The sequence below is a fragment of the Klebsiella planticola genome (assembly GCF_000783935.2).
GTDB classification, from domain to species: domain Bacteria; phylum Pseudomonadota; class Gammaproteobacteria; order Enterobacterales; family Enterobacteriaceae; genus Klebsiella; species Klebsiella planticola.
Genome location: NZ_CP026047.1, coordinates 4,155,156 through 4,178,635, shown reverse-complemented (window position 1 = coordinate 4,178,635; position 23,480 = coordinate 4,155,156). Strand labels below are relative to the sequence as shown.

General features: G+C 58.9%; 14 protein-coding genes. 10 read left to right on the top strand and 4 right to left on the bottom strand.

The features are described 5' to 3' along the window. The first annotated feature begins 609 nt into the window (after positions 1–609). The 4 genes from nifJ to ttcA all read left to right on the top strand — a co-directional run bounded on the left by nifJ (position 610) and on the right by ttcA (position 6,729). Positions 610–4,137: a pyruvate:ferredoxin (flavodoxin) oxidoreductase gene (gene nifJ, locus MC50_RS20075; protein WP_047664815.1), complete on the top strand. Its 3,528-nt coding sequence runs from the start codon at positions 610–612 to the stop codon at positions 4,135–4,137. A 724-nt stretch (positions 4,138–4,861) separates the two neighbouring features. Next, positions 4,862–5,080 carry a KTSC domain-containing protein gene (locus MC50_RS20070; RefSeq protein ID WP_047664814.1) on the top strand — a complete coding sequence of 73 codons (219 nt, stop codon included), beginning with the start codon at positions 4,862–4,864 and terminating at the stop codon, positions 5,078–5,080. A gap of 73 nt (positions 5,081–5,153) precedes the next feature. Further along, complete coding sequence (gene uspF, locus MC50_RS20065) at positions 5,154–5,588, top strand: universal stress protein UspF (protein ID WP_032687993.1); 435 nt, start codon at positions 5,154–5,156, stop codon at positions 5,586–5,588. Positions 5,589–5,793: 205 nt separating this feature from the next. Beyond that, entirely contained in the window at positions 5,794–6,729 is a 936-nt protein-coding gene (gene ttcA / locus MC50_RS20060; protein WP_004861225.1) for a tRNA 2-thiocytidine(32) synthetase TtcA, read from the top strand. A 44-nt stretch (positions 6,730–6,773) separates the two neighbouring features. On the opposite strand, the gene dbpA is transcribed toward ttcA, so the two are convergent. The 4 genes from dbpA to MC50_RS20040 form a co-directional block, all read right to left on the bottom strand. Next, complete coding sequence (gene dbpA, locus MC50_RS20055) at positions 6,774–8,147, bottom strand: ATP-dependent RNA helicase DbpA (RefSeq protein ID WP_047665558.1); 1,374 nt, start codon at positions 8,145–8,147, stop codon at positions 6,774–6,776. Positions 8,148–8,161: 14 nt separating this feature from the next. Then, positions 8,162–8,347: a proline-rich small protein YnaL gene (ynaL, locus tag MC50_RS29130; protein ID WP_071824622.1), complete on the bottom strand. Its 186-nt coding sequence runs from the start codon at positions 8,345–8,347 to the stop codon at positions 8,162–8,164. 279 nt (positions 8,348–8,626) lie between these two features. After that, positions 8,627–9,610, bottom strand: a complete 984-nt coding sequence (zntB, locus tag MC50_RS20045) for a zinc transporter ZntB (protein WP_032688003.1) — start codon at positions 9,608–9,610, stop codon at positions 8,627–8,629. A 182-nt stretch (positions 9,611–9,792) separates the two neighbouring features. Beyond that, on the bottom strand, positions 9,793–10,092 hold the full coding sequence (locus tag MC50_RS20040) for a hypothetical protein (protein ID WP_047664813.1): 300 nt from the start codon (positions 10,090–10,092) through the stop codon (positions 9,793–9,795). Between MC50_RS20040 and MC50_RS20035 the strand changes: the two genes are divergently transcribed. The 6 genes from MC50_RS20035 to MC50_RS20010 all read left to right on the top strand — a co-directional run bounded on the left by MC50_RS20035 (position 10,087) and on the right by MC50_RS20010 (position 23,226). Next, the gene (locus tag MC50_RS20035) at positions 10,087–10,833 is read left to right on the top strand and encodes a DeoR/GlpR family DNA-binding transcription regulator (protein ID WP_047664812.1); all 747 of its coding nucleotides are present in this window, start codon (positions 10,087–10,089) and stop codon (positions 10,831–10,833) included. The two genes, MC50_RS20040 and MC50_RS20035, sit on opposite strands and share 6 nt — an antisense overlap. Positions 10,834–10,846: 13 nt before the next feature. Further along, the gene (locus MC50_RS20030; protein ID WP_047664811.1) at positions 10,847–11,929 is read left to right on the top strand and encodes an oxidoreductase; all 1,083 of its coding nucleotides are present in this window, start codon (positions 10,847–10,849) and stop codon (positions 11,927–11,929) included. A gap of 441 nt (positions 11,930–12,370) precedes the next feature. Next, a complete protein-coding gene (locus MC50_RS20025; RefSeq protein ID WP_080748452.1) occupies positions 12,371–14,050 on the top strand; it encodes a ShlB/FhaC/HecB family hemolysin secretion/activation protein in 1,680 nt (559 codons plus the stop codon). Continuing rightward, positions 14,050–14,598: a toxin-activating lysine-acyltransferase gene (locus MC50_RS20020; RefSeq protein ID WP_047664810.1), complete on the top strand. Its 549-nt coding sequence runs from the start codon at positions 14,050–14,052 to the stop codon at positions 14,596–14,598. Before MC50_RS20025 ends, MC50_RS20020 begins: the two co-directional genes overlap by 1 nt. Further along, on the top strand, positions 14,591–23,011 hold the full coding sequence (locus MC50_RS20015; RefSeq protein WP_052135798.1) for a hemagglutinin repeat-containing protein: 8,421 nt from the start codon (positions 14,591–14,593) through the stop codon (positions 23,009–23,011). Before MC50_RS20020 ends, MC50_RS20015 begins: the two co-directional genes overlap by 8 nt. Continuing rightward, positions 23,008–23,226, top strand: coding sequence for a hypothetical protein (locus MC50_RS20010; RefSeq protein ID WP_072025008.1), 219 nt, complete (start codon positions 23,008–23,010; stop codon positions 23,224–23,226). Before MC50_RS20015 ends, MC50_RS20010 begins: the two co-directional genes overlap by 4 nt. Positions 23,227–23,480 lie beyond the last annotated feature (254 nt).

The window sequence follows — 23,480 nt, the reverse complement described above, 5'->3', positions numbered from 1 at the left end:
CCATCGCTTTGTACAAAGGGCTTTTCGGGTAGATTTTTGCATAAAAACTCTCCAGGTTGACTTTTGCTAACCATTCCGTAGTTAATCCAGCAAGCTGAGCTGATATTAGCATCATCAGAAGAGAGTTTATTTCAACCTTTGTTTATCTTTGTAAAGGCAGAATATTAAAATCATATTTACCATTTCAGACCTGGGCAGTGCGCACAATCCTCGCGCACAACCTGTACGCTTCGGTTGTTCCGCGCGGTCCGTGTCCAGACTGGCTGCACTAATTTACCCCAACCTGAACAGACTCTAACCCGTTCAGAGATCTCAAAAACAGAATGACCGTTCTCATCTGCAATCCCTTCAGCAGATGGGCTGTCACCGCGGGGAGCCTGACCGTTATGACGCCTCCCGCCCCATATAAATTTATAATAATCAGTAAGATAAGTTCGATTTCGTTGGTAAAATCTGCCTCTCGGGGGAGAATTCGTGGATCAATTTGTGCACTCGAAAGCCTCACAACTTCAAGGGTATAGATAATGCCCTTATACTAGCCACTATAATTACAGGACCTGTAGCCGTTTGTCGGGTCTCTTCTTTTGCGCAATGTTAGGGTGTCTTCTTATGATTACTATCGACGGTAATGGCGCGGCCGCTTCAGTCGCGTTTCGCACCAGTGAGGTTATCGCCATCTACCCGATTACGCCCAGTTCAACGATGGCGGAACAGGCGGATGCCTGGGCGGGTAACGGGCTAAAAAACGTGTGGGGGGATGTGCCTCGCGTCGTCGAAATGCAGTCGGAAGCCGGGGCCATCGGTGCCGTACACGGCGCGCTGCAAACCGGGGCGCTCTCGACCTCCTTTACCTCATCGCAGGGGTTGCTGCTGATGATCCCCACGCTGTACAAACTGGCCGGTCAGCTGATGCCGTTTGTCCTGCACGTTGCCGCTCGTACCGTCGCTACCCACGCGCTCTCAATCTTCGGCGACCATTCCGACGTCATGGCCGTGCGCCAGACCGGTTGCGCCATGCTGTGCGCCAGCAGCGTCCAGGAAGCCCAGGACTTTGCGCTGATTTCCCATATCGCCACGCTTAAGAGCCGGGTGCCGTTTATTCATTTCTTCGACGGTTTCCGAACTTCGCATGAAATCAATAAAATCACCCCGCTTGCGGACGACACCATTCGCAGCCTGCTGCCTCAGGACGAGATTGACGCGCACCGTCTACGCGCGCTGAATCCGGAACATCCGGTGATCCGCGGTACTTCGGCGAACCCGGATACTTATTTCCAGTCTCGCGAAGCCACGAACCCCTGGTACGACGCGGTTTATGACCACGTTGAAACGGCGATGAACGATTTCGCCGCCGCGACCGGGCGTCAGTATAAACCGTTCGAGTTTTATGGCCATCCGCAGGCAGAACGGGTGATTGTGATTATGGGCTCGGCGATCGGCACCTGTGAAGAAGTCGTGGACGAGCTGCTGAGCCGTGGCGAAAAAGTCGGTGTCCTGAAAGTTCGCCTCTATCGTCCCTTCTCGGCCGCCCATCTGCTGGAGGCGCTGCCGGAAAGCGCCCGCGCTATCGCCGTTCTCGACCGCACCAAAGAACCGGGCGCCCATGCCGAGCCGCTGTACCTCGATATCATGACCGCGCTGGCGGAAGCCTTTAACCGCGGCGAGCGTGAAACCCTGCCCCGCACCATCGGCGGTCGCTACGGCCTGTCGTCGAAAGAGTTCGGCCCGGAGTGCGTGCTGGCTATCTTCAATGAATTACGCGAAGCCCGGCCCAAACCTCGATTCACCGTCGGCATTTATGATGATGTAACCAATCTCTCCCTGCCTCTGGGGGAGAACACCCTGCCATCAGAAGCCAAACTGGAGGCGCTGTTCTACGGCCTCGGCAGCGATGGCAGCGTCTCGGCAACTAAAAACAATATCAAAATTATCGGCAACTCCACACCGTGGTTCTCGCAGGGCTATTTTGTCTATGACTCGAAAAAAGCCGGCGGGTTGACCGTTTCGCATTTACGGGTCAGTGAAAAACCGATTCGCTCCTCCTATTTGATCTCACAGGCCGATTTTGTTGGCTGCCATCAGCTACAGTTTATCGACAAATATCAAATGGTTGAGCGGTTAAAACCCGGCGGAATCTTCTTGCTCAATACGCCTTATGGCGTCGATGAAGTGTGGTCGCGCCTGCCGCAGGAAGTGCAGGCGACACTGAACCAGAAAAAAGCGCGCTTTTATATTGTCAACGCCGCGAAGATCGCCCGCGAGTGCAGCCTTGGCGCCCGTATCAACACCGTCATGCAGATGGCATTCTTCCATTTAACACAAATTCTGCCGGGCGACAGCGCGCTGGCCGAACTGCAGGGCGCCATTGCTAAAAGCTACAGCAGCAAAGGTCAGGACCTGGTTGAACGCAACTGGCAGGCGCTGGCGCTGGCGCGCGAATCGTTGGCCGAAGTGCCGCTGCGCCCGGTTGATGCCTCCAGCCCGAACCGCCCGCCGGTGGTCTCCGACGCCGCGCCGGATTTTGTTAAAACCGTCACCGCCGCCATGCTGGCCGGGCTCGGCGATGCGCTACCGGTCTCCGCTCTGCCGCCGGATGGCACCTGGCCAATGGGCACCACCCGTTGGGAAAAACGCAATATCGCCGAAGAGATCCCCATCTGGAAGGAGGAGCTGTGCACCCAGTGTAACCACTGCGTGGCCGCCTGCCCGCATTCAGCGATTCGCGCCAAAGTGGTCCCTCCGCAGGCAATGGACGCGGCACCGGCCAGCCTGCACTCCCTGGATGTGAAATCGCGCGATATGCGCGGGCAGAAATATGTACTGCAGGTGGCGCCGGAAGATTGCACCGGCTGTAACCTGTGCGTGGAAGTGTGTCCGGCAAAAGACCGACAGAATCCTGAAATCAAGGCCATCAACATGATGTCGCGCCTTGAACATGTGGAAGAAGAGAAAGTGAACTACGACTTCTTCCTCAACCTGCCGGAAATCGACCGCAGCACTCTGGAACGTATTGATATCCGCACCTCGCAGCTGATCAGCCCGCTGTTTGAATATTCCGGCGCCTGCTCCGGCTGCGGCGAAACGCCGTATATCAAACTGCTGACCCAGCTGTACGGGGATCGGATGCTGATCGCTAACGCCACCGGCTGCTCGTCGATTTACGGCGGTAATCTGCCATCCACCCCGTATACCACCGACGCCAACGGCCGCGGCCCGGCGTGGGCAAACTCGCTGTTCGAAGACAACGCCGAATTTGGCCTCGGCTTCCGCTTAACCGTCGACCAGCACCGTCAGCGCGTAATGCGCCTGCTGTCAACGTTTGCCGACAAACTGCCAGCAGCGTTGTACGACGCGCTGCAGGCCGACGCCACGCCGGAGGTGCGGCGTGAACAGGTGGCTGAGCTACGCCAGGTTCTGGCTAATGAAACAGGCGCGAAGGAGCTCTTAACCGATGCCGATGCGCTGGTTGAGAAATCCATCTGGCTTATCGGCGGCGATGGCTGGGCCTATGACATTGGCTTTGGCGGTCTCGACCACGTCCTGAGCCTGACAGAAAACGTCAACATTCTGGTTCTCGACACGCAGTGTTACTCCAATACCGGCGGCCAGGCGTCGAAGGCGACCCCGCTCGGCGCGGTCACCAAGTTTGGTGAGCACGGCAAGCGCAAAGCGCGTAAGGACCTCGGCGTCAGCATGATGATGTACGGGCATGTTTACGTCGCGCAAATTTCGCTGGGCGCGCAGCTGAATCAGACGGTGAAAGCGATTCAGGAAGCGGAGGCCTACCCTGGCCCGTCGCTGATTATCGCCTACAGCCCCTGCGAAGAGCACGGTTACGATCTGGCGCTCAGCCACGATCAGATGCGTCAGCTGACCGCCACCGGCTTCTGGCCGCTGTACCGCTTCGATCCTCGTCGTGCGGATGAAGGTAAACTGGCGCTGGCGCTGGACTCTCGCCCACCTTCAGACGCGCTGGCCGAAACGCTGCTTAATGAGCAACGTTTCCGTCGCCTCAATGCCCAGCAGCCCGAAGTGGCGGAGCAGCTGTGGAAAGATGCGGCGGCGGATTTGCAAAAACGCTATGACTTCCTGGCCCAGATGGCCGGCAAAGCGGAGAAACCGGCCACCGAGAGTTAATCGGCTCTGTTTTTAAGTTTCACCATAAAAAAAGCCCGAATATTCATTCGGGCTTGTCATTTTTATCGTCAAAATAATATCATGCGTGAATATAATATGTGACGATCATAATAAAACCTGACAATAATAAAGGGCATGTAACGCCCACAGAATACGCCCACCGCGTCACGAAGTATAATTTTTATTTAACATACTTCCGCTTAATACATTCATAAAGACTATAACCATCACGGAAGAATTTATTACTCCACACCGATTCGCCCGTATTGCCTTCTTTTACATCCTCAATGCGCTAAGTTAAAAATATCGGCATAATAAACGCCGTTGGTGTGACGCCCCCACCATTAGCCCCCGGCCCATTACCCCGGCAATCATCATAATAACCGTCGACAATTCCCCACGACCGCCAGCAATAAAATTCTCAGCGCGAGCGATGACGATAATCGTTGCATTAAATAGACGGGCATCGCTCTGATTTATTCGCTCACGCCGAATAGTATTCCCGGCGTCTGTGCGCAAGCCAGTTTGCAGCGCGAAGATGACAACATTGATATAAAGTCACTGCGCCTCTGGCATTACTTATCGCCTTGACCGGACCGACCCGTGCCGATACCGGGTTCACCAGCAACCGTCAATCAAATCAAAACAATATCCCTGGAGTATTAAAACCGTTACCCGATAAATGATATATTGCCGGTAAAGCCTGCCGTAAAGGACGCCAGCCATGGATCATCACCCCGTAAAGTCATCCCGAATCGCCTCCATCGCCTATGACGAGGCCTCTGGCATCCTCGAAATCCGGTTTCACGACGATAGCACGCTTCGCTATGAGAAGGTGCCCGAACGCATCTACCGCCTTTTTTTGCAGGTGGTGTCCAAGGGACGTTTTTATGATGGCGTCATCAAAGGGAAATTTACCGAACTCCGGAGTCACTCACGCTAAAATGTGACCCGTCATGGTACATCGCGCCGCCAAATGGCGTACACTTTAAGCGGTTACTTAAACAGGAGGTTTTATGGCCAGAATAATTCTTGTACCTATTGATATTTCTGATAAAGAATTAACTCAACGCGTTGTCTGTCACGTTGAGGCGGAAGCGCGCATTGACGATGCCGAAGTACACTTTCTGACCGTGATTCCATCCCTTCCCTATTACGCCTCGCTGGGGATGGCCTATACCACCGAACTACCGCCGATGGATGAGTTTAAAGCGGAATCGGAGACGCGTCTGAAAGAGATCGTCGCTCAGTTCGCCATTCCTGAAGACCGGGTGCATTTCCATGTTAAGGAAGGTTCGCCGAAGGATAACATTCTGGAGCTGGCGAAAACGCTGCCGGCCGATCTGGTGATTATCGCCTCTCACCGCCCGGATATTACGACCTATCTGCTCGGCTCCAACGCTGCGGCCGTCGTTCGTCATGCCGACTGTTCCGTACTGGTTGTGCGTTAACCCCTTCAGCCCGCCCTCTGGGCGGGCTTTTTATCTCAACATCTGCCAGGCTAAACTACCTGAAATGTGCTGACATCCCCACCGCGAATCCGTACCATACACGCCACAGACTTAGACTGAGCAACGTCCGACGTCATTAATTGCGACCACCCGCCGTGCCGTGGGCAGAGTGCGTGTGCCACACTATGAATTGAGCTATTATTAAATGCTGCAAAATCAAGAAATTAGCAAAAAAGAAAAGTACAACCTCGATAAATTGCAAAAGCGCCTGCGCCGCAACGTCGGCGAAGCCATTGCCGATTTCAACATGATCGAAGACGGCGACCGGATTATGGTTTGCCTGTCCGGCGGTAAAGATAGCTACACCATGCTGGAAATCCTGCGCAGCCTGCAGAAAAGTGCGCCGATTTCATTCTCGCTGGTCGCGGTCAACCTCGATCAGAAGCAGCCGGGTTTCCCCGCGCACATCCTGCCGGAATATCTGGAGCAGCTTGGCGTCGAGTATAAAATTGTCGAAGAAAATACCTACGGGATCGTCAAAGAGAAGATTCCTGAAGGCAAAACCACCTGTTCGCTCTGTTCACGCCTGCGTCGCGGTATCCTGTACCGTACCGCGAGTGAACTGGGCGCGACGAAGATTGCTCTCGGCCATCACCGCGACGATATTTTACAGACGCTGTTCCTGAACATGTTCTACGGCGGCAAAATGAAAGGCATGCCGCCGAAGCTGATGAGCGATGACGGTAAACACATCGTGATTCGCCCGCTGGCATACTGCCGTGAAAAAGACATTGAGCGTTTTTCGCAGGCGAAAGGTTTCCCGATCATTCCGTGCAACCTGTGCGGTTCGCAGCCTAACCTGCAGCGCCAGGTGATTGCCGATATGCTACGCGACTGGGATAAACGCTATCCTGGCCGTATCGAGACCATGTTCAGCGCCATGCAGAACGTGGTGCCGTCTCATCTGAGCGACATCAACCTGTTTGACTTTAAAGGGATTAACCACAACTCAGAAGTGGTTGATGGCGGCGATCTGGCGTTTGACCGGGAAGAGATTCCGCTGCAGCCTGCCGGCTGGCAGCCGGAAGACGATGCCGCGCAGCTGGATGAACTGCGTCTGAACGTGGTAGAAGTGAAGTAACCGACCGGCGTCTCAGAGTCACCTCTGAGACGCGTTATCATCGCTTATTTCAGCAGGCGGACGCGGCAGTTTTTGCCTTTAATCTTGCCGTTCTGCAGCTGCTTATAGGCTTTCTGCGCCACGCTCTGGCGAATGGCCACATAGACATGCGCAGGATGGACGTTAATCTTGCCGATGTCGGCGCCGTCAAAGCCCATATCTCCGGTCAACGCGCCGAGCACATCGCCAGCGCGCATTTTTGCTTTCTTCCCGCCATCGATGCACAGCGTCGCCATCTCTGCGTGAAGCGGTTTGACATTGCCGTTCGTTGGCGCGCTCACCCAGTTCAGCTTCAGCTGCAGCATCTCGGCCAGGATGTTGGCGCGCTGCGCCTCTTCCGGCGCGCAGAGGCTGATAGCCAGACCGCTCTCGCCGGCGCGGGCGGTACGGCCGATGCGATGCACGTGAACTTCCGGATCCCAGGCCAGCTCGTAGTTAACCACCAGCTCCAGCGATTTAATATCGAGGCCGCGCGCGGCGACGTCGGTGGCGACCAGCACGCGAGAGCTCCCGTTGGCAAAACGCACCAGCGTCTGATCGCGATCGCGTTGTTCAAGATCGCCGTGCAGCGACAGCGCGCTCTGCCCTGCGGCATTCAGCGAATCGCAAACCGCCTGACAATCTTTTTTGGTGTTGCAAAACACCACGCAGGAGGCCGGCTGATGCTGGCTGAGCAGCGTTTGCAGCAGCGGGATTTTTCCGCGCTGGGAGGTTTCGAAAAACTGCTGCTCGATTGCCGGCAACGCGTCGACGGAATCGGTCTCAATGGTTAACGGATGGTTTTGCACCCGCCCGCTGATCGCCGCGATCGCTTCCGGCCAGGTGGCGGAGAACAGCAGCGTCTGACGTTCGGCCGGGGCAAAGCGGATCACCTCATCGATGGCCTCGCTGAAGCCCATATCCAGCATCCGATCGGCTTCATCCATCACCAGCGTCTGCAGCGCATCCAGCGACACGGTGCCCTTCTGCAGGTGATCCAGCAAACGACCCGGCGTGGCGACGATGATATGCGGCGCATGCTGCAGCGAATCGCGCTGCGCACCGAAAGGCTGCCCGCCGCAAAGGGTCAAAATTTTAATATTTGGTAAAAAGCGCGCCAGACGACGCAGCTCGCCCGCGACCTGATCGGCCAGTTCGCGGGTCGGGCACAAGACCAAAGATTGTGTCTGGAACAGGGTAGCATCGACGTGTTGAAGCAGCCCCAGACCAAATGCCGCAGTTTTACCGCTACCGGTTTTGGCCTGCACGCGCACATCTTTACCCGCCAGAATCGCGGGCAAGGCGGCGGCCTGCACAGGGGTCATCGTGAGATAACCCAGCTCATTGAGATTGGCGAGCTGGGCAGCGGGTAAAACGTTCAGTGTTGAAAAAGCGGTCACAATTTTTTCTCGAATTAACAGGCACACAAAGGGCAGGCGCGTATCCTCGCAGATCTGCGCCTGCGATGCGACAATTTAATCGGCTCATCATCCGGCGGCGGATCGGGCAGTGGATGCGGGCGCGGCCGGGGATCGGGCACCGGTATGGGATCGTTAGGTTCTGGCGAGACAGGGATGGATGTCAGGGGTTGATAGCGCATGTTGGTTCTCCCGGGAATGAGCGGGTACACCCATTAAGCGTAGAAGCTGCTAACCAGAGAGCAAAAAAAAGCCGACTTAATCAAGTCGGCGTCGTACGAATCAATTGTGCTATGCAGTAATTCAAAAAAGGAAGTAAGACAATATGGAGCGCAACGCCCATCGCTTGACGTTGCATTCACCTGCGAGAGAGATATTGCCCCGAATGGGTGGACGGTTTATTGATTTCGCTCAAACATTACCGGGTTTTCGCCCGATGGACGGCGATGAAAAGCGATTATTTACAGCCATTTACTACGATGTAACCACCATGTAACACCGCCAATGAGAACGACTAACATTATGCAGAAGATAGAAAAGCCTAAATGCCACTCATTGCCGGGGATCCCGCCCAGGTTGACGCCAAACAGACCGGTCAAAAAGGTGCTGGGCAGAAACACCATCGCCATCAGCGACATCGTATAGGTCCGGCGCGACAGCCCCTCTTGCATAATCTGGGCAATCTCATCGCTCATAATCGCCGTCCGGGAAATACAGCTGTCAATCTCATCCAGGCCCCGCCCCAACCGGTCGGCAATATCCTGCATTCTGCGGCGGTGATCGTCATTCATCCACGGCAGGCGCTCGCTGGCAAGGCGGGAGTAAACATCGCGCTGCGGCGACATATAGCGGCGCATGACAATCAGCTGTTTGCGCAGCAGCGCCAGAAAACCACGCGGCGGTACCTGCTGATCCAGCAGGTTATCTTCGAGGTCGATAATCCGGTCATGCAGCTGCTCGATAAATTCGCTGGCGTGGTCGGTCAGCGCATCGCAAATATCCACCAGCCAGCCGCCGCAGTCCACCGGCCCGGTTCCCTCGCGCAGATCGCCGAGCACATCATCCAGCGCCAGCACCCGACGCTGGCGGGTGGAGACGATTAAGCGCTCGTCCATATACAGGCGCATCGCCACCAGCTGGTCCGGGCGCTCATCGGTACTGCCGTTGATGCAGCGCAGCGTAATTAACGTCCCGTCCCCCACCCGGGTGACCCGGGGACGGGTACTTTCCCCGGCTAAAGCATCGCGGACGCTGTTGGGTAACAGCGGAGTGGATGCCAGCCATTCGGCGCTATCCGCGTGGGTATAGTTCAGATGCAACCAACAGGGGCGATCCTTATCGATAGCGTCACTGTCAGTCAGCGGCTTCACTCCGCCCTGCCCGTCGAATTGCCATGCAAAAACCGCATCCGGCACGTTCAATTCCGATCCCTTAATGGCGTCCACCAGACCTCCGTCAGTCAGTACTTATTTTTGCTAGTCTAGCCTGACACATCGGTTAATCAAGGGGTAAAGTCAGCAGGGTGCTGAATTCACTGATGAAAAGCGGGCGAGGAGGAGAATAAAAAAAGAACCCGCCGGCGGCGGGTTATGAGTGCGTTTCATAAGAGTATGTCCAGCCCGCTGAATTAACCACCGCCAGAATGAATACCGGCGGGACGGCAGGCTAGCAGGAGCCGTTCATTTTTTCTCTTCTGCGTACTGACGAGCGTTATCGTGCAAATTTGTACACATGTTGTTATCTCCTTCATGGTTATGAGCAGGATAAGGGTAGACCGCTGTTGCCGTTTTGCAAACCCGCCGCGTAAAAAAGTATCGCCCCGCCTCTGCTTCCCTCCTGAACCGGGTGCAAGGAAGATTTCTTTTCCTGCAAAATGCTGTATTATGCGAGTTATTGCAGCATTTTGCAGGATTTCATCATCATGCATAAAACCGCCAGACAAAAGTACCTGGTTGATCTTATTAGTGAGAATGGGCAAGTCAGCATCAGTGAACTGGTTGAAAAGCTGCAGGTTTCTGCAGACACCCTGCGTCGCGATCTGGCCGATCTTGAAAAGCAGGGGCTGGCGCAGAAGAACCACGGCGGCGCAATCGCACTCGACATTTCCGCGATGAATCGCCTGGGCAGAAACGCCCTGCTGCCGCAGACTAAACAGCGTTTAGGCCGCATGGTCGCCAGCAAAATACCCGCCGGTTCGACCCTCTTTTTAGATGCCGGCAGTACCGTTCTGGCCGTCGCTACCCAGATTCAAGGCCCGATGACGGTCATCACCACTTCCTTAGATATTGCCGCGCATTTCAGCACCCGCCCGGATATCCAGCTGATCATGCTGGGAGGAACATGGGATGTGCGGCAGCGGCTGTTTGCCGGCAGCACCACCCTGGCATTGCTGGCGCGCTATCGCGCCGATATCGCCATCCTCGGCGCCTGCGCTATCCATGCGCAACTCGGTTTAAGCGCCAGCCAGGAGGCCGATGCCGAAATCAAACGCGCCATGCTGGCGGCAAGCACCGAGCACTGGCTGGTCGCCGATCATATGAAGCTGAACCACTGCGAGCCGCATCTGGTGGCCGAATTAACAGACATACATCAGTTATTTTTAGACAAGCCCTGGGAAGAGCTCGGGGATATTAGCGCGCTGCAGGTCAACATTGCTGACGCTCAATAACGTGGAGAGGGTAATGAATAAAGTCATCGCTCGTGAAGGTAAAAACATTAATATTGCGCTGATCGGCTATGGGTTCGTCGGCAAAACGTTTCACGCCCCGCTGATTCAGTCAGTGGAAGGCCTCACGCTGGCGGTCGTTGCGTCCGGCGACGAAGAGAAGGTGAAGCGCGATCTGCCGGATGTCACCGTCATCGGCTCACCCGAACAGGCCGTTCAACACCCGGATATTGACCTGGTGGTGATCGCCTCCCCCAACGCCACGCACGCCCCGTTAGCCAAACTGGCGCTGAATGCCGGGAAACATGTGGTAGTGGATAAGCCCTTTACGCTGGATATGCAGGAAGCCCGCGAGCTGATTGCGCTGGCGGAAGAGAAGCAGCTGCTGCTTTCGGTCTTCCACAACCGCCGCTGGGACAGCGATTTCCTCGGCATTAAACAGGTTATCGAACAAGGGCTTATCGGCAATGTTAAGCACTTTGAGTCGCATTTTGACCGTTTCCGCCCGGAAGTTCGCGTGCGCTGGAGAGAACAAAATGTCCCCGGCAGCGGATTATGGTTCGATTTGGGGCCGCACCTGATCGATCAGGCGCTACAGCTGTTCGGCCTGCCGCAGTCGGTGCAGGGCAATATCGCCACCCTGCGTCAGGGCGCGGAGATTAATGACTGGGCGCATGTGGTCTTAAACTACCCGCAGCATAAGGTGATTTTGCACTGTAGCATGCTGGTGGCCGGCGGCGTATCGCGCTTTACCGTTCACGGAGATAAAGGCAGCGTGGTGAAACAGAAAGCCGATCGGCAGGAAAGTCAGCTGCTGGCCGGAGTGGTTCCCGGCAGCGAAAGCTGGGGGCATGATGACGATAGCCTCGTGGTGTTTGATGCCAGCTCTCAGCCGCACGAAATCCCTTCCCCACAGGGCGACCAGCGCCAGTACTATATTAACGTGCGCGATGCGTTAACCGGCAAGATTGAGAACCCGGTCCAGCCGTTACAAGCGCTGGCGGTGATGGCAGTATTAGAAGCGGCGGTACAGTCGGCGGAATCGGGGACGGTGCAAAGCGTTGCGCTGACCGCAGATGAGCTGGCGGCATTGCAATAATTCGCGTTCCCCCGTGACCTGCGGTTTTGCGCAGGTCACGCCCCGCCGCCCGCGGCTGGTCGCGGCACGCACCGTGCCAGCCCACTCATCTGATAGCTCAGCTTGCCCACCGTTCAGCGACAGTGATGTCAGGCGGATACCCTCGCCCACAGCCAGGTATCGTTTTCGGGTAAATTCTTATCTTTATTCTCCTGCTGACGACGCTCCCTGAAGCCAGCGGTACCTTTTCTGGTAGTTTTTCCCCCGCCTGTATCGCTAAAAAAGCGCGAACGACCAACATTATTTAATAAAATACAATAAGTTATATTCATATTATTTCTCACACCCCCCGGCGGGAACGTTCTCTTTTTCGGAATAAACCTGATTTCCTTTCCTTGACGATAACTGAACAATTTTACATAAATTCACAGTTGTTCATTTATTAACATTGCAAGGATGCCAATGAGCCGCAAAGATACTATTTGCAAAGCGATCGCCTCAGCGTCAGGCCTGTTTTTTCTGCTCCCGGCCCACGCCGCGAGCCCTGACGATCAGTTTATTATTCAGCAGCAGCGTCAGAAGGCGCTGGAACAGCAGCTGACGCCGCCGACGCCGGACGTGCGCCTTTCTGAGCCCTCTTCCAGCTTCGGACGTATCCCTTTCCCGACGGAATCCCCCTGCTTTCCCATCCAGCGCGTGGCGTTGAGCGGCCAGCAAGCGCTCCCCCGCTGGCTGCCGCTGCAGCGCATCGCCGACCAGGCGCAGGGGCATTGTCTGGGGGGCAAAGGGATTAACCTGCTGATGAGCACCCTGCAAAACCGGCTGGTCGATCATGGCTGGATCACCACCCGCGTGCTGGCCCCCTCGCAGGATTTAAAAAGCGGCACGCTGAAACTGACGATTGTGCCGGGTTACGTGCGCCACGTACGCCTGACGGAACAGAGCGACCGCTATATTCAGCTGTATAGCGCCTTTCCGGCGCACGAGGGCAATTTGCTCGACCTGCGCGATATCGAACAGGGGCTGGAAAACCTCCAGCGGCTGCCTGGCGTTGAGGCCAGTATGGAAATTGTCCCCGGCGACAATCCCGGCGAGAGCGATATCGTCATTACCCGCAAGCAGGAGAAGATGTGGCGCCTGGGGCTGTCTCTGGACGACTCGGGCACGGAAACCACCGGCCGCTATCAGGGCGGTGTGACGCTGTCTCTGGATAACCCCTTCTCGCTCAGCGATTTACTCTATTTCTCCGCCAGCCACGATCTCGACGACAACGGCGGCAAGAAAAGCCGCAACTACATCGCCCACTACTCGGTACCGTACGGCTACTGGATGCTGGGGATCACCGGCAGCGACTACGACTATCACCAGACGGTCGCAGGTCTGAACGGCGATTATCGCTACAGCGGCAAAAGTAAAAATCTCGACGTACAGCTCAGCCGGGTCCTGCACCGCAGCGGAACGCAGAAGACGACCTTCACCTATGACGTACTGGCGCGCGAGAGCCGCAACTACATCGACGACACCGAAGTTGGCGTACAGCGTCGCCAGACGGCGGCCTGGCGCGTGGGGCTACAGCATCGTCATTATATCGGCCAGGCCACTCTCGACCTCGGCGCCAGCTACCAGCGCGGCACCCGCTGGTTTGGCGCGCAGCCGGCGCCGGAAGAGTACGTCGGCGATGCCACCGCGCTGAGCAAAATCACTCAGCTCAACGCCCAGCTCGACCTGCCTTTCACCCTCGGTAGCCAGAATTTCCGCTACAACGTGCAGTACCTGCGCCAGATCAGCAACACCCCGCTCACCCCGCAGGATCAGTTCGCCATTGGCAACCGCTGGACGGTACGCGGATTCGACGGCGAACGTACTCTCAATGCCAGCCACGGCTGGTATGTCCGCAACGATCTGGCCTGGCGCACGCCGCTGGAGAACCAGGAACTCTACCTCGGCGCGGACTACGGTGAAGTCGGCGGCTACAGCTCTGATTACCTGATCGGCCAACACCTGGCGGGCGGCGTTATCGGCGTGCGCGGCAACGCCTTCCGCACCGGGTATGACCTGTTTGCCGGAACGCCATTCTCGAAGCCGGATGGGTTCCACACCAGCGCCGTGACTCTTGGCTTCAACCTGAACTGGAGCTGGTGATGCGCGTAGGACAATACGAGATAAAAGCGCCGCTGATATTCGGCGGCGCGGACAACGAAGCCGAAGTGCTGGGGGCCAGCGTGTGGCTATGGATGCATTCGCCGATGCACCGGGACGCCCCGCTGCACGCCCTCCCCACGCTGCTGTTGCCGATTATCAAGCGTCGTCAGTATGTGCTGATTATGGAAAACGAACGGCCGGTCTTTTTTCTTAGCTGGGCGTGGCTCAACCCGGAGTCCGAAGCCCGCTATCTCACCCGCCCGGCGATTGAAATGCCAGAAGCCGACTGGAACAGCGGCGACCGGATGTGGTTTTGCGACTGGATCGCGCCATTCGGCCATACCGCCGCCATGAACGCCCTGATGCGGCAGGACATTTTTGCCGACCACTGCGCGCGAGCGCTGTATCACCGCGGCGAACAACGCGGCAAGCGGGTGGTGATGTTCCATGGCCGCCGCGTCAGCCGCGTACAAGCCAGAGCCTGGCAGCAGGCGCATCCGCTCGCCGTCGATCTGCCGGAAGCGTTTAAAGGACTAAACCATGAATAAGAACCTCTATCGTATTGTCTTCAACAAAGCGCGCGGCATGCTGATGGTGGTGGCGGACATCGCCCGTTCCGGCCGCGCGGGCTCCGCGCGCGCTTCTGCTCCGGGACGGCTTCCGCGCCAGCTGCACGGCAAAGTCAGCGCCATTAGCTTTAGCCTGTGGCTGGCGATGGGCGTGATTCACCCGGCGCAGGCCAACATCGTCGCCGACGCCGGGGCGCCGAAAAACCAGCAGCCGACGGTGATGCAGAGCGCCAACGGTACGCCGCAGGTCAATATTCAGACCCCGTCGGCCGCCGGGGTGTCACGCAATACCTACAGCCAGTTCGACGTTAACCAGCAGGGGGCGATCCTCAATAACTCGCATAAAAACGTGCAGAGCCAGCTGGGCGGCATGGTGGCGGGAAATCCCTGGCTGGCGAAAGGCGAAGCGAAGGTCATTCTTAACGAGGTCAACTCGCGCGACCCCAGCCGGCTGAACGGGATGATTGAAGTGGCAGGGAAAAAAGCCCAGGTCGTCATCGCCAACCCATCCGGCATTACCTGTAACGGCTGCGGCTTCATCAATGCCAATCGCGCCACGCTGACCACCGGCCAGGCGCAGCTCAATAACGGCAGTCTCACCGGCTATCAGGTCGAACGCGGCGAGGTGACCATCGAGGGCGCCGGGATGGACAGCTCGGCCGCTGATTACACCGATATTATCGCCCGCTCGGTGAAGGTTAACGCCGGGCTGTGGGCCAAGGATCTGAAGGTCACCACCGGGCGCAACCGGGTGGATGCCGCCCACGAACGCATCGAAAAAACCGGCGATGACCCGGCAACCCGTCCGCAGCTGGCGGTGGATGTCGCCAGCCTCGGCGGCATGTACGCGGGTAAAATCCGCATGGTCGGCACCGAGAGCGGCGTCGGGGTGCGTAACGCCGGCGCGCTTGGCGCCCAGGCCGGGAGCGTGACCCTGACCGCCGACGGCCGCATTGAAAACAGCGGCACGCTGCGCGCCAGCGAAGACGCCACCGTTCGCACCGCCGGCGAGTTCAGCAACAGCGGCGCGCTGACCGCCGGCCGACATGTTGACATTCAGGCGGCAAGCCTCACCAGCAGCCACAGCAGCGTGCTGGCCGCCGGGGTACAAAATGACGGTAAGCTGGCGGAGAGCGGCGACCTGCGGCTGCATGCCGACGGCCAGCTGAGCGCCCACGGCCAGACGCTGGCGGGCGGGAGCCTGCGCGCCAGCGGCCAGGGGGTGGACGTCAGCGGCAGCCAGACCCAGGGCCAGCGGGTCGAGCTGGACAGCGGCGCGGGTAACCTCCTCAGCCAAAACGCCGAGGTCAACGCCCGGGAGTTGACTCTGCGCAGCGGTCAAACGCTTAACAACGACGGCGGCACGCTCAGCGCCGACGCGATCACCCTCTCCGCTCAGCATCTTTCGAACCACAAAGGCAAACTGGTGCAGACCGGCAGCGGCGCCCTGGTGGTCAAACTGCCGGGTGACATCGATAACCGCGAGGGGGAGATTGCCGCCAATGGCGATATTCAGCTCGCCGCACAGTCTGTTAATAACCAGGGCGGGAAAGTGCTGGCGGCGCAAAACGGCAGCCTGACGGCGCACGCCCGGACGACGCTGGATAACCGCAAAGGCACCCTCGCCGCAGCAGGCGATACCCGGATCGACGCCGGGATCCTCAACAATAACGAGGGGCTGATCTCCGCCGCCACCGGCCGCGGCGACATCCGCAGCGCGCAGGCGGTCAGCAACAATAAGGGCCGTATCGAAGCGGCCAAAACGCAGGCAATCAGCGCCGCCGGGCTGAATAACCAGCAGGGGGTTATCGTCGCCGACGGGGCCACGCTGGCGCTCGCCGACGGCGCCTTCAACAACCAGTCCGGCTCGCTGTACTCGCACAGCGCGCTGGCTATTTACAGCGGCGCGCTCAACAACCAGCATGGTTATCTCGCCAGCAGCGGCACGCTCACCTTCAAAGGGGGCGATGTTGATAACCGCGCGGGCCAGTTCGCCACGGAGCAGACGCTGGACGCCAGCTTCAGCGCCTTCCTCAACCAGGAGGGCAGCCTGAAAGCGCTGAGCGCGATGACGCTGAACGGCGGCACGCTGGACAACGCACGCGGGGTCGTCGGCGCGGGCGGTGCGCTCAATATCGGCGTCACTACCCTCGACAACCGCCAGGGTACCCTGTTCAGCAGCGCAGACGCCCTGCTCCACGCCGACCGACTGGACAACCAGGGCGGCCAACTGGCGGCGCAGCGGGCGCTGACCTTTAACGGCGGGCAGCTGATCAACGATAACAGCGGCCTGATCCAGAGCGGCGATAGCCTGACGCTAACCGCCGACGACATCAGCAACCGCAGCGGCAGCATTATCAGCAGCGCAAACGCCACCCTGCGCAGCCAACAGTTGCAAAACGGCGGCGGAGAGATTCAGAGCGTCGGCGATCTGCTGATCGACAGCGCCCATGGCATCGTGGACAACGTTGCCGGGCTGATACGCAGCGGCGCGACGTTAACGCTCGCGGCCGCCAGGCTTATCAACCAGAATACCTCCGGCGACAATCTGGGACTGGAGGCGCAAACCATCGGGCTCACCACCGGCGCCCTCGATAACCAGGACGGAATCATTCTGGCCGATCGGTCGCTGACGGTGCGCAACAGCGGCGAACTCAACAACCGCAACGGCGGGCTGGCGGCCTCCGGGACGGTGGATATCGGCGGCGATAAACTGGCGCTGTTTAACCAGGATGGCACGGTGAAAGCCGGCGAGTGGCTGCGCATCGACGCGGACAGTCTGGACGGCAGCGGCCAGCTGCTGTCGCTCGGCAACATGGCGCTGAGCAGCCGGCAGTCGCTGAATAACCGCGGCACGATGGTCGCCAACGGCCGCTTCACCCTCACCTCTACAGGGGATATCGTCAACGGCGGTAAGCTGCTGGCGGGCAGCAGCCTCGACATCACCAGCCGCAACCTGAGCAACGGGGTAAACGGCGAAATTAACGCCGGGCAAAACACCCTTAACGTCAGCGACACGCTGTTCAACGCCGGGCTGATTGACGGCGGCTATACGCGGATTAACGCCGGGACCCTCACCAACAGCGGCAGCGGGCGCATCTACGGCAACGCAGTTGGCGTCAATGCCCTCACCTTCAATAACCTGGCGGAAAACGGCACGGCGGCGACCCTCGCCGGGCGCGAGCGCGTCGACCTTGGCGTGCAGACGCTGAACAACCGCGATCACGGGCTGATCTACAGCGGCGGCGATCTGCTGATTGGCGGTGCGCTGGCGGATAACGGCGCGGCCAGCGGCCAGGCGGGAACCATCAACAACCACAGCGCGACGATTGAGTCCGCGGGTGATATGACCCTCGCCGCCGGGCAGATCAACAACATCAACGATCGCTTCACCACCGGGGTGGTGACCGTTTCTCAGGAGCAGGTGACCGAATATCAGCACACCGGCTCCCCCAACCGCTGGAACGCCACGGACGATGGCGTGTTTGTCGACCGCAACTCCGCCGACGGTCTGCGCAATCTGAACACCCCGGACGACACCGGGAGTAACAACGATAACTTCAACCAGTTCGATTATACCCGCACGGTGGAAGAGACGCGGATCCTCGAATCCGACCCGGCGAAGATCCTCGCCGGCGGCAATATGATCCTCACCGGCGACCGCCTGTTGAACGATAAAAGTCAGGTCATCGCCGGCGGCACCCTGGCGATAGCCGGTCTGCAGGAGGTCAAAAACGACGATGTGGCGGGCGAACGGCGGACCACCGACGTTGGTAGCGCCACCCATTACTACCGCATTCGCCACAAAGGGGGCGATGAGCAGGGCCGCGACCGTACCGCCTATACGCCGCCGAGCGAAATTCAGAGCATCTCCCTGAAGCCGGGGCAGCTGATCAGCGGCGGTAGCATCGAGGGCACGCCGCTCACCATTGACCCGCTGACCCCACAGGGCACGGCGGCGGCTATCGGCGTCGCGGGCGCCGTCGCCGGGCAGCACACCGTCTCGCCTGGCGAGCCGGTCACGCCGCCGACGGGCCAGCAGTTTGAGGTGACGCCCGCGGAAGGGGCGATTCGCATCGTCGGCCCGAATACCACCCTGCCGGATAACAGCCTGTTTACGGTCAATCCCGCCAGCGACGTACCGTATCTGGTGGAGACCGATCCGCGCTTCACCAACCAGAAGCAGTGGCTCGGTAGCGACTACATGCAGCACGCGTTAGCCGGTGACGGCGACACGACGCTGAAACGGCTGGGCGACGGCTACTATGAACAGCGGCTGATCCGCGAGCAGGTGGTTGCCCTGACCGGCCAGCGCTACCTTGACGGCTACACCAGCGACGAACAGCAGTTTAAGGCGTTGATGGATCAGGGGATTACCTTCGGCAAACAGTATGCCCTGAAGAGCGGCGTGGCGCTGACCCCCGAGCAGATGGCGCTGCTGACCGGCGACATCGTCTGGCTGGTGAACACCACGGTGAAGATGCCGGACGGCTCACAGCAGACCGTGCTGGTGCCTCAGGTCTACGCCAAAGTCAAACCCGGCGACCTCGACGGCTCCGGCGCGCTGATCGCCGGGAATAACGTCAACATTAAACTCGACGGCGACCTCTTCAACAGCGGCACCCTCAACGGCCGCCGCGTCCTGCAGCTTGACGCCGACACTATCACCAACCGGGCGGGCACCCTGAGCGGCGACGACGTGCGCCTGAACGCCCGCAACGACATCAATAACATCGGCGGCATCATCCAGGGCGGCAGCAGCCTGCAGGCGGTGGCCGGGCGGGACATCAACGCCACCACCACCCTCGCCGACGCCCAGAGCGTCAGCGGCGAGAACCGCTTCAGCCGCACCACTATCGACAGCGTCTCCGGCATCTATGTCCAGGGCGACGACGGCAGGCTGACCCTGCACTCCGGGCGCGATATCACTCTCAGCGGCGCCCAGGTGGTCGCCAGCGGCGAACGCGGCGAGGTGCAGCTGGTCGCCGGGCGCGATATCCGGCTCAACGACGTCACCACCGCCTGGCAGGATAATCTGGTGTGGGATACCGACAACGCCCTCAGCCAGAGCCAGAGCCGCAGCACCGGCAGCGAGGTGACCGGCAAAGGCAACGTCACGCTGAGCGCCGGGCACGACCTCAGCGCCCGCGGCGCCCTCCTCTCTTCCGGCGCGGCGCTGAATCTCGGCGCAGGCAATGACCTCACTCTGGAGGCGGGCGAAAACAGCCAGACGCTGGACGAACGCCACAAGGTCACCGGCAGCAGCGGCTGGCTGTCCAAAACCACCACCCGCACCGAGGACAGCGTGTCGCGGCAGACGGCCCGGGGCAGCGAGCTCAACGGCGACAGCGTCAGCCTCACCGCCGGGCACGATCTCACCCTGCGCGGCAGCAGCGTGGCCGGCAGCGGCGACGTGGCCCTGCTGGCGGGCAACGATCTGCTGATCGGGACTCAGAATGAGTACAGCAGCGAACTGCACCTGAAGCAGGAGAAAAAATCGGGGCTGATGAGTTCCGGCGGGATCGGCTTCAGCTACGGCACCCAGAGCGTGAAAACCACCGACACCGGCGCGGACGCCACACAGGCGGGCAGCACCGTCGGCAGCGTCAACGGCGACCTGACCCTGCGCGCGGGCGAAAACCTGACGGTCACCGGTTCCGACCTGATCGCCGGCCGGGACATGGCCCTCAGCGGCAAAAACGTCGCCATCACCGCCGCCGAAAACCAGAGCCGGCAGACCCACGAGGTGGAGCAGAAAACCTCCGGCCTGACCCTCGCCCTCTCCGGCACAGCGGGCAGCGCCCTCAACAGCGTGGTGCAGGCCACCCAGGACGCCAGGTCCGCCGGCAGCAGCCGGTTGCAGGCCCTGCAGGGCGTGAAAGCAGCGCTCTCCGGCGTGCAGGCCAGCCAGGCCGCGCGTCTGGATGCGGCGCAGGGCAACGATCCGGCCAACAACAATACCGTTGGCGTCAGTCTCTCCTACGGCAGCCAGTCGTCGAAATCGACCCAGCGCAGCGAGCAGACCACCGCCCAGGGCAGCAGCCTGACGGCGGGGCGCGACCTCAGCATCACCGCCCGCGAAGGCGATCTGAATGCGGTCGGCAGCCAGCTGAAGGCAGGTAACGACGTGGCGCTGTCGGCCAGCCGCGATATCACCTTACAATCGGCGCAGAACACCCAACTGCTGGAAGGCAAAAACGACAGCCACGGCGGCACGGTCGGCGTCGGGATTGGCGTGGGCTCCGGCGGCTGGGGGATCAGCGTCTCCGCCAGCGCCAACAAGGGCAAAGGCAGCGAAAGCGGCAACGGCACCACCCACAGCGAAACCACTGTCGATGCCGGCAACAATCTCATCCTCAACAGCGGACGCGACACCACCCTCACCGGCGCCCAGGTCAGCGGCGACACGGTTATCGCCGATATCGGCCGCAACCTGACCCTCACCTCCGAGCAGGACAGCGACCGCTACGACTCAAAACAGCAGAACGCCAGCGCCGGAGGCAGCTTCACCTTTGGCTCCATGAGCGGCTCCGCCAGCGTCAACCTCAGCAAGGACAAGATGCACAGCAACTACGATTCGGTGGCGGAGCAGACCGGCATCTTTGCCGGCAAAGGCGGCTATGACATCACCGTCGGCGAGCATACCCGGCTGGATGGCGCGGTGATTGGCAGCACTGCCACCGCAGATAAAAACCGACTCGACACCGGCACGCTGGGCTGGGGCGACATCGACAACCGCGCCGATTTTAAAACCGAACACCAGAGCGTCGGCTTCAGCAGCGGCGGCAGCATCGGCAGCCAGTTTGCGGGGAACATGGCCAACGGCCTGCTGACCGGCGGGAACAACGAAGGACATGACAGCAGCACCACCTACGCAGCAATCAGTGAGGGTGACATCATCGTACGGGATAAGGACAGGCAACGGCAGGACGTGGCGAACCTCAGCCGTGACGTGGAGCACGCCAACCAGACCCTGTCGCCAATCTTCGATAAAGAGAAAGAGAAAGAGCAGCAGCGCCTGCAGCAGACCCAGCTGATTGGAGAGATTGGCAACCAGGTGGCGGATATCGCGCGCACCGAGGGACAGATTAGCGCCATCAACGCTGGCAAGGCGGAGCTGGCGGCCCGAGGCGTGAACGAGCCGGAGAAAGGCGCCAGCAAGGAGGCCTGGGAACGATATAATGCTCAGCTGGCCGCCACCGATGGCTATAAGGCGGCGCAGCAACAATGGGGCACCGGCAGCAGCGTCCAGCAGGCGATTCAGGCGGCGACCGCCACCGTGCAGGGGCTGGCGGGCAGCGACCTGAAGGCGGCTCTGGCCGGTGGTGCCGCGCCGTATGTGGCGGAGGTTATCGGCCACTACAGCAATCTGGACGATGCGGGTAAGGTCGCCGCGCATGCGGTGGTCAACGCCGCCCTTGCCGCCGCACAGAACCAGAGCGCCCTCGCCGGTGCCGCTGGCGCTGCCACGGCGGAAATCGTCGGCATCATCGCCACGCAGATGTACGGTAAACCGGTCAGCGAGCTGGACGAAACGCAGAAACAGACCATCTCGACACTGGCAACCCTGGCGGCTGGACTGGCCGGTGGGCTGGCTGGTGACAGCAGCGCCTCTGCGGTTTCCGGGGCGCAGGCCGGGAAGACGACGGTGGAGAATAATAATCTGGCTCTGATTGCACGTGGTTGCGCCGCTCTCTCGCCGTGCCGTAATAAGGTTGCAGAGCAGCTACTGGAGATAGGTGCAAAAGCTGGAATCGTGGGTCTTGCCGGAGCAGCCATCAAGGATGTTGCCGATAAGATGACGTCAGATGAACTGGATCACCTGATTACCCTGGAAATGATGGGTAACGATGAGATCACCGGAAAATATCTGAGTTCTCTTCAGGATAAATATGGCTCCGGTAGCGAATCTGGACCAAACATGGGTAAAAACCTCACGGATGCTGAGAAGGCAGAGTTAGGCGGCGCGGGCTCAGGCACGCCGGGAGGCTGGGAACCGCAGGATGAGGAGAAAGCACGGGGTAGTGAGGCAGGCCAAAAACCAGCAACAAGAGAGCAAATTGGGAAATGGTCTATCGACGAACTTTCTGATGGAGCAAAGCACATTGATCCAGCTTCGAAGAAAGGTGATTTAACACTCGCTGGCCGTGCTCTTCAAAAGCATGGGAGCCGTGAAGGAAGTGCTTTCCCATCAGCTAAAGGCAATCCATCAGCGATAAACGAACAAGGCCAGAAAATTGTAGATAGTATTTTGAATGACCCTAATAAATCAGTGGTTCAAAGTAACACAGGGCGTTATGGACAAGTAACTGACATAATATCTTCGAGTGGTCGAGGGTTACGTTACGATGCACAAGGTAAACTTATAGGATTTTTGGAGCCACCTAAATGACGAATAAATTGATTGCACAAATTGCCAGTCTGCCAGATCGAGAAAATGTTGTTTATGAGATCTATTATGGCTCTCATCAAGTCGCAGAAATCTCAAATGAACCGGATATTGGCCTTCGGATTGATATTTTTAATTGTCCTGATGGAGGGTTTTGGAGTTTTAATTTTAAAGAGTTCCAGTCTCTTGTTGAGCAAGCAGAAAAAAATGTAATGTAATGATCAATCCCGGCCCCAGCGCCGGGATCTGTTTATCATCCGTTACAAACAGCCACCGTCCCTACGCCTAATCACCGGCAGATCGCCGGTATCGTTCAGCGCCCCCGGAAACCCTTCTGTAAGCATCCCTGTAAATCGAACCATGCACTTTTAGATATCTAACCTAACGTGTCGTAATGTCCGAGATGTCCCCTCTTATGGCACAAAGCCGTCTACGGTAACGGCCAGTGGCTGCTATGAGCGATGAGCGGACA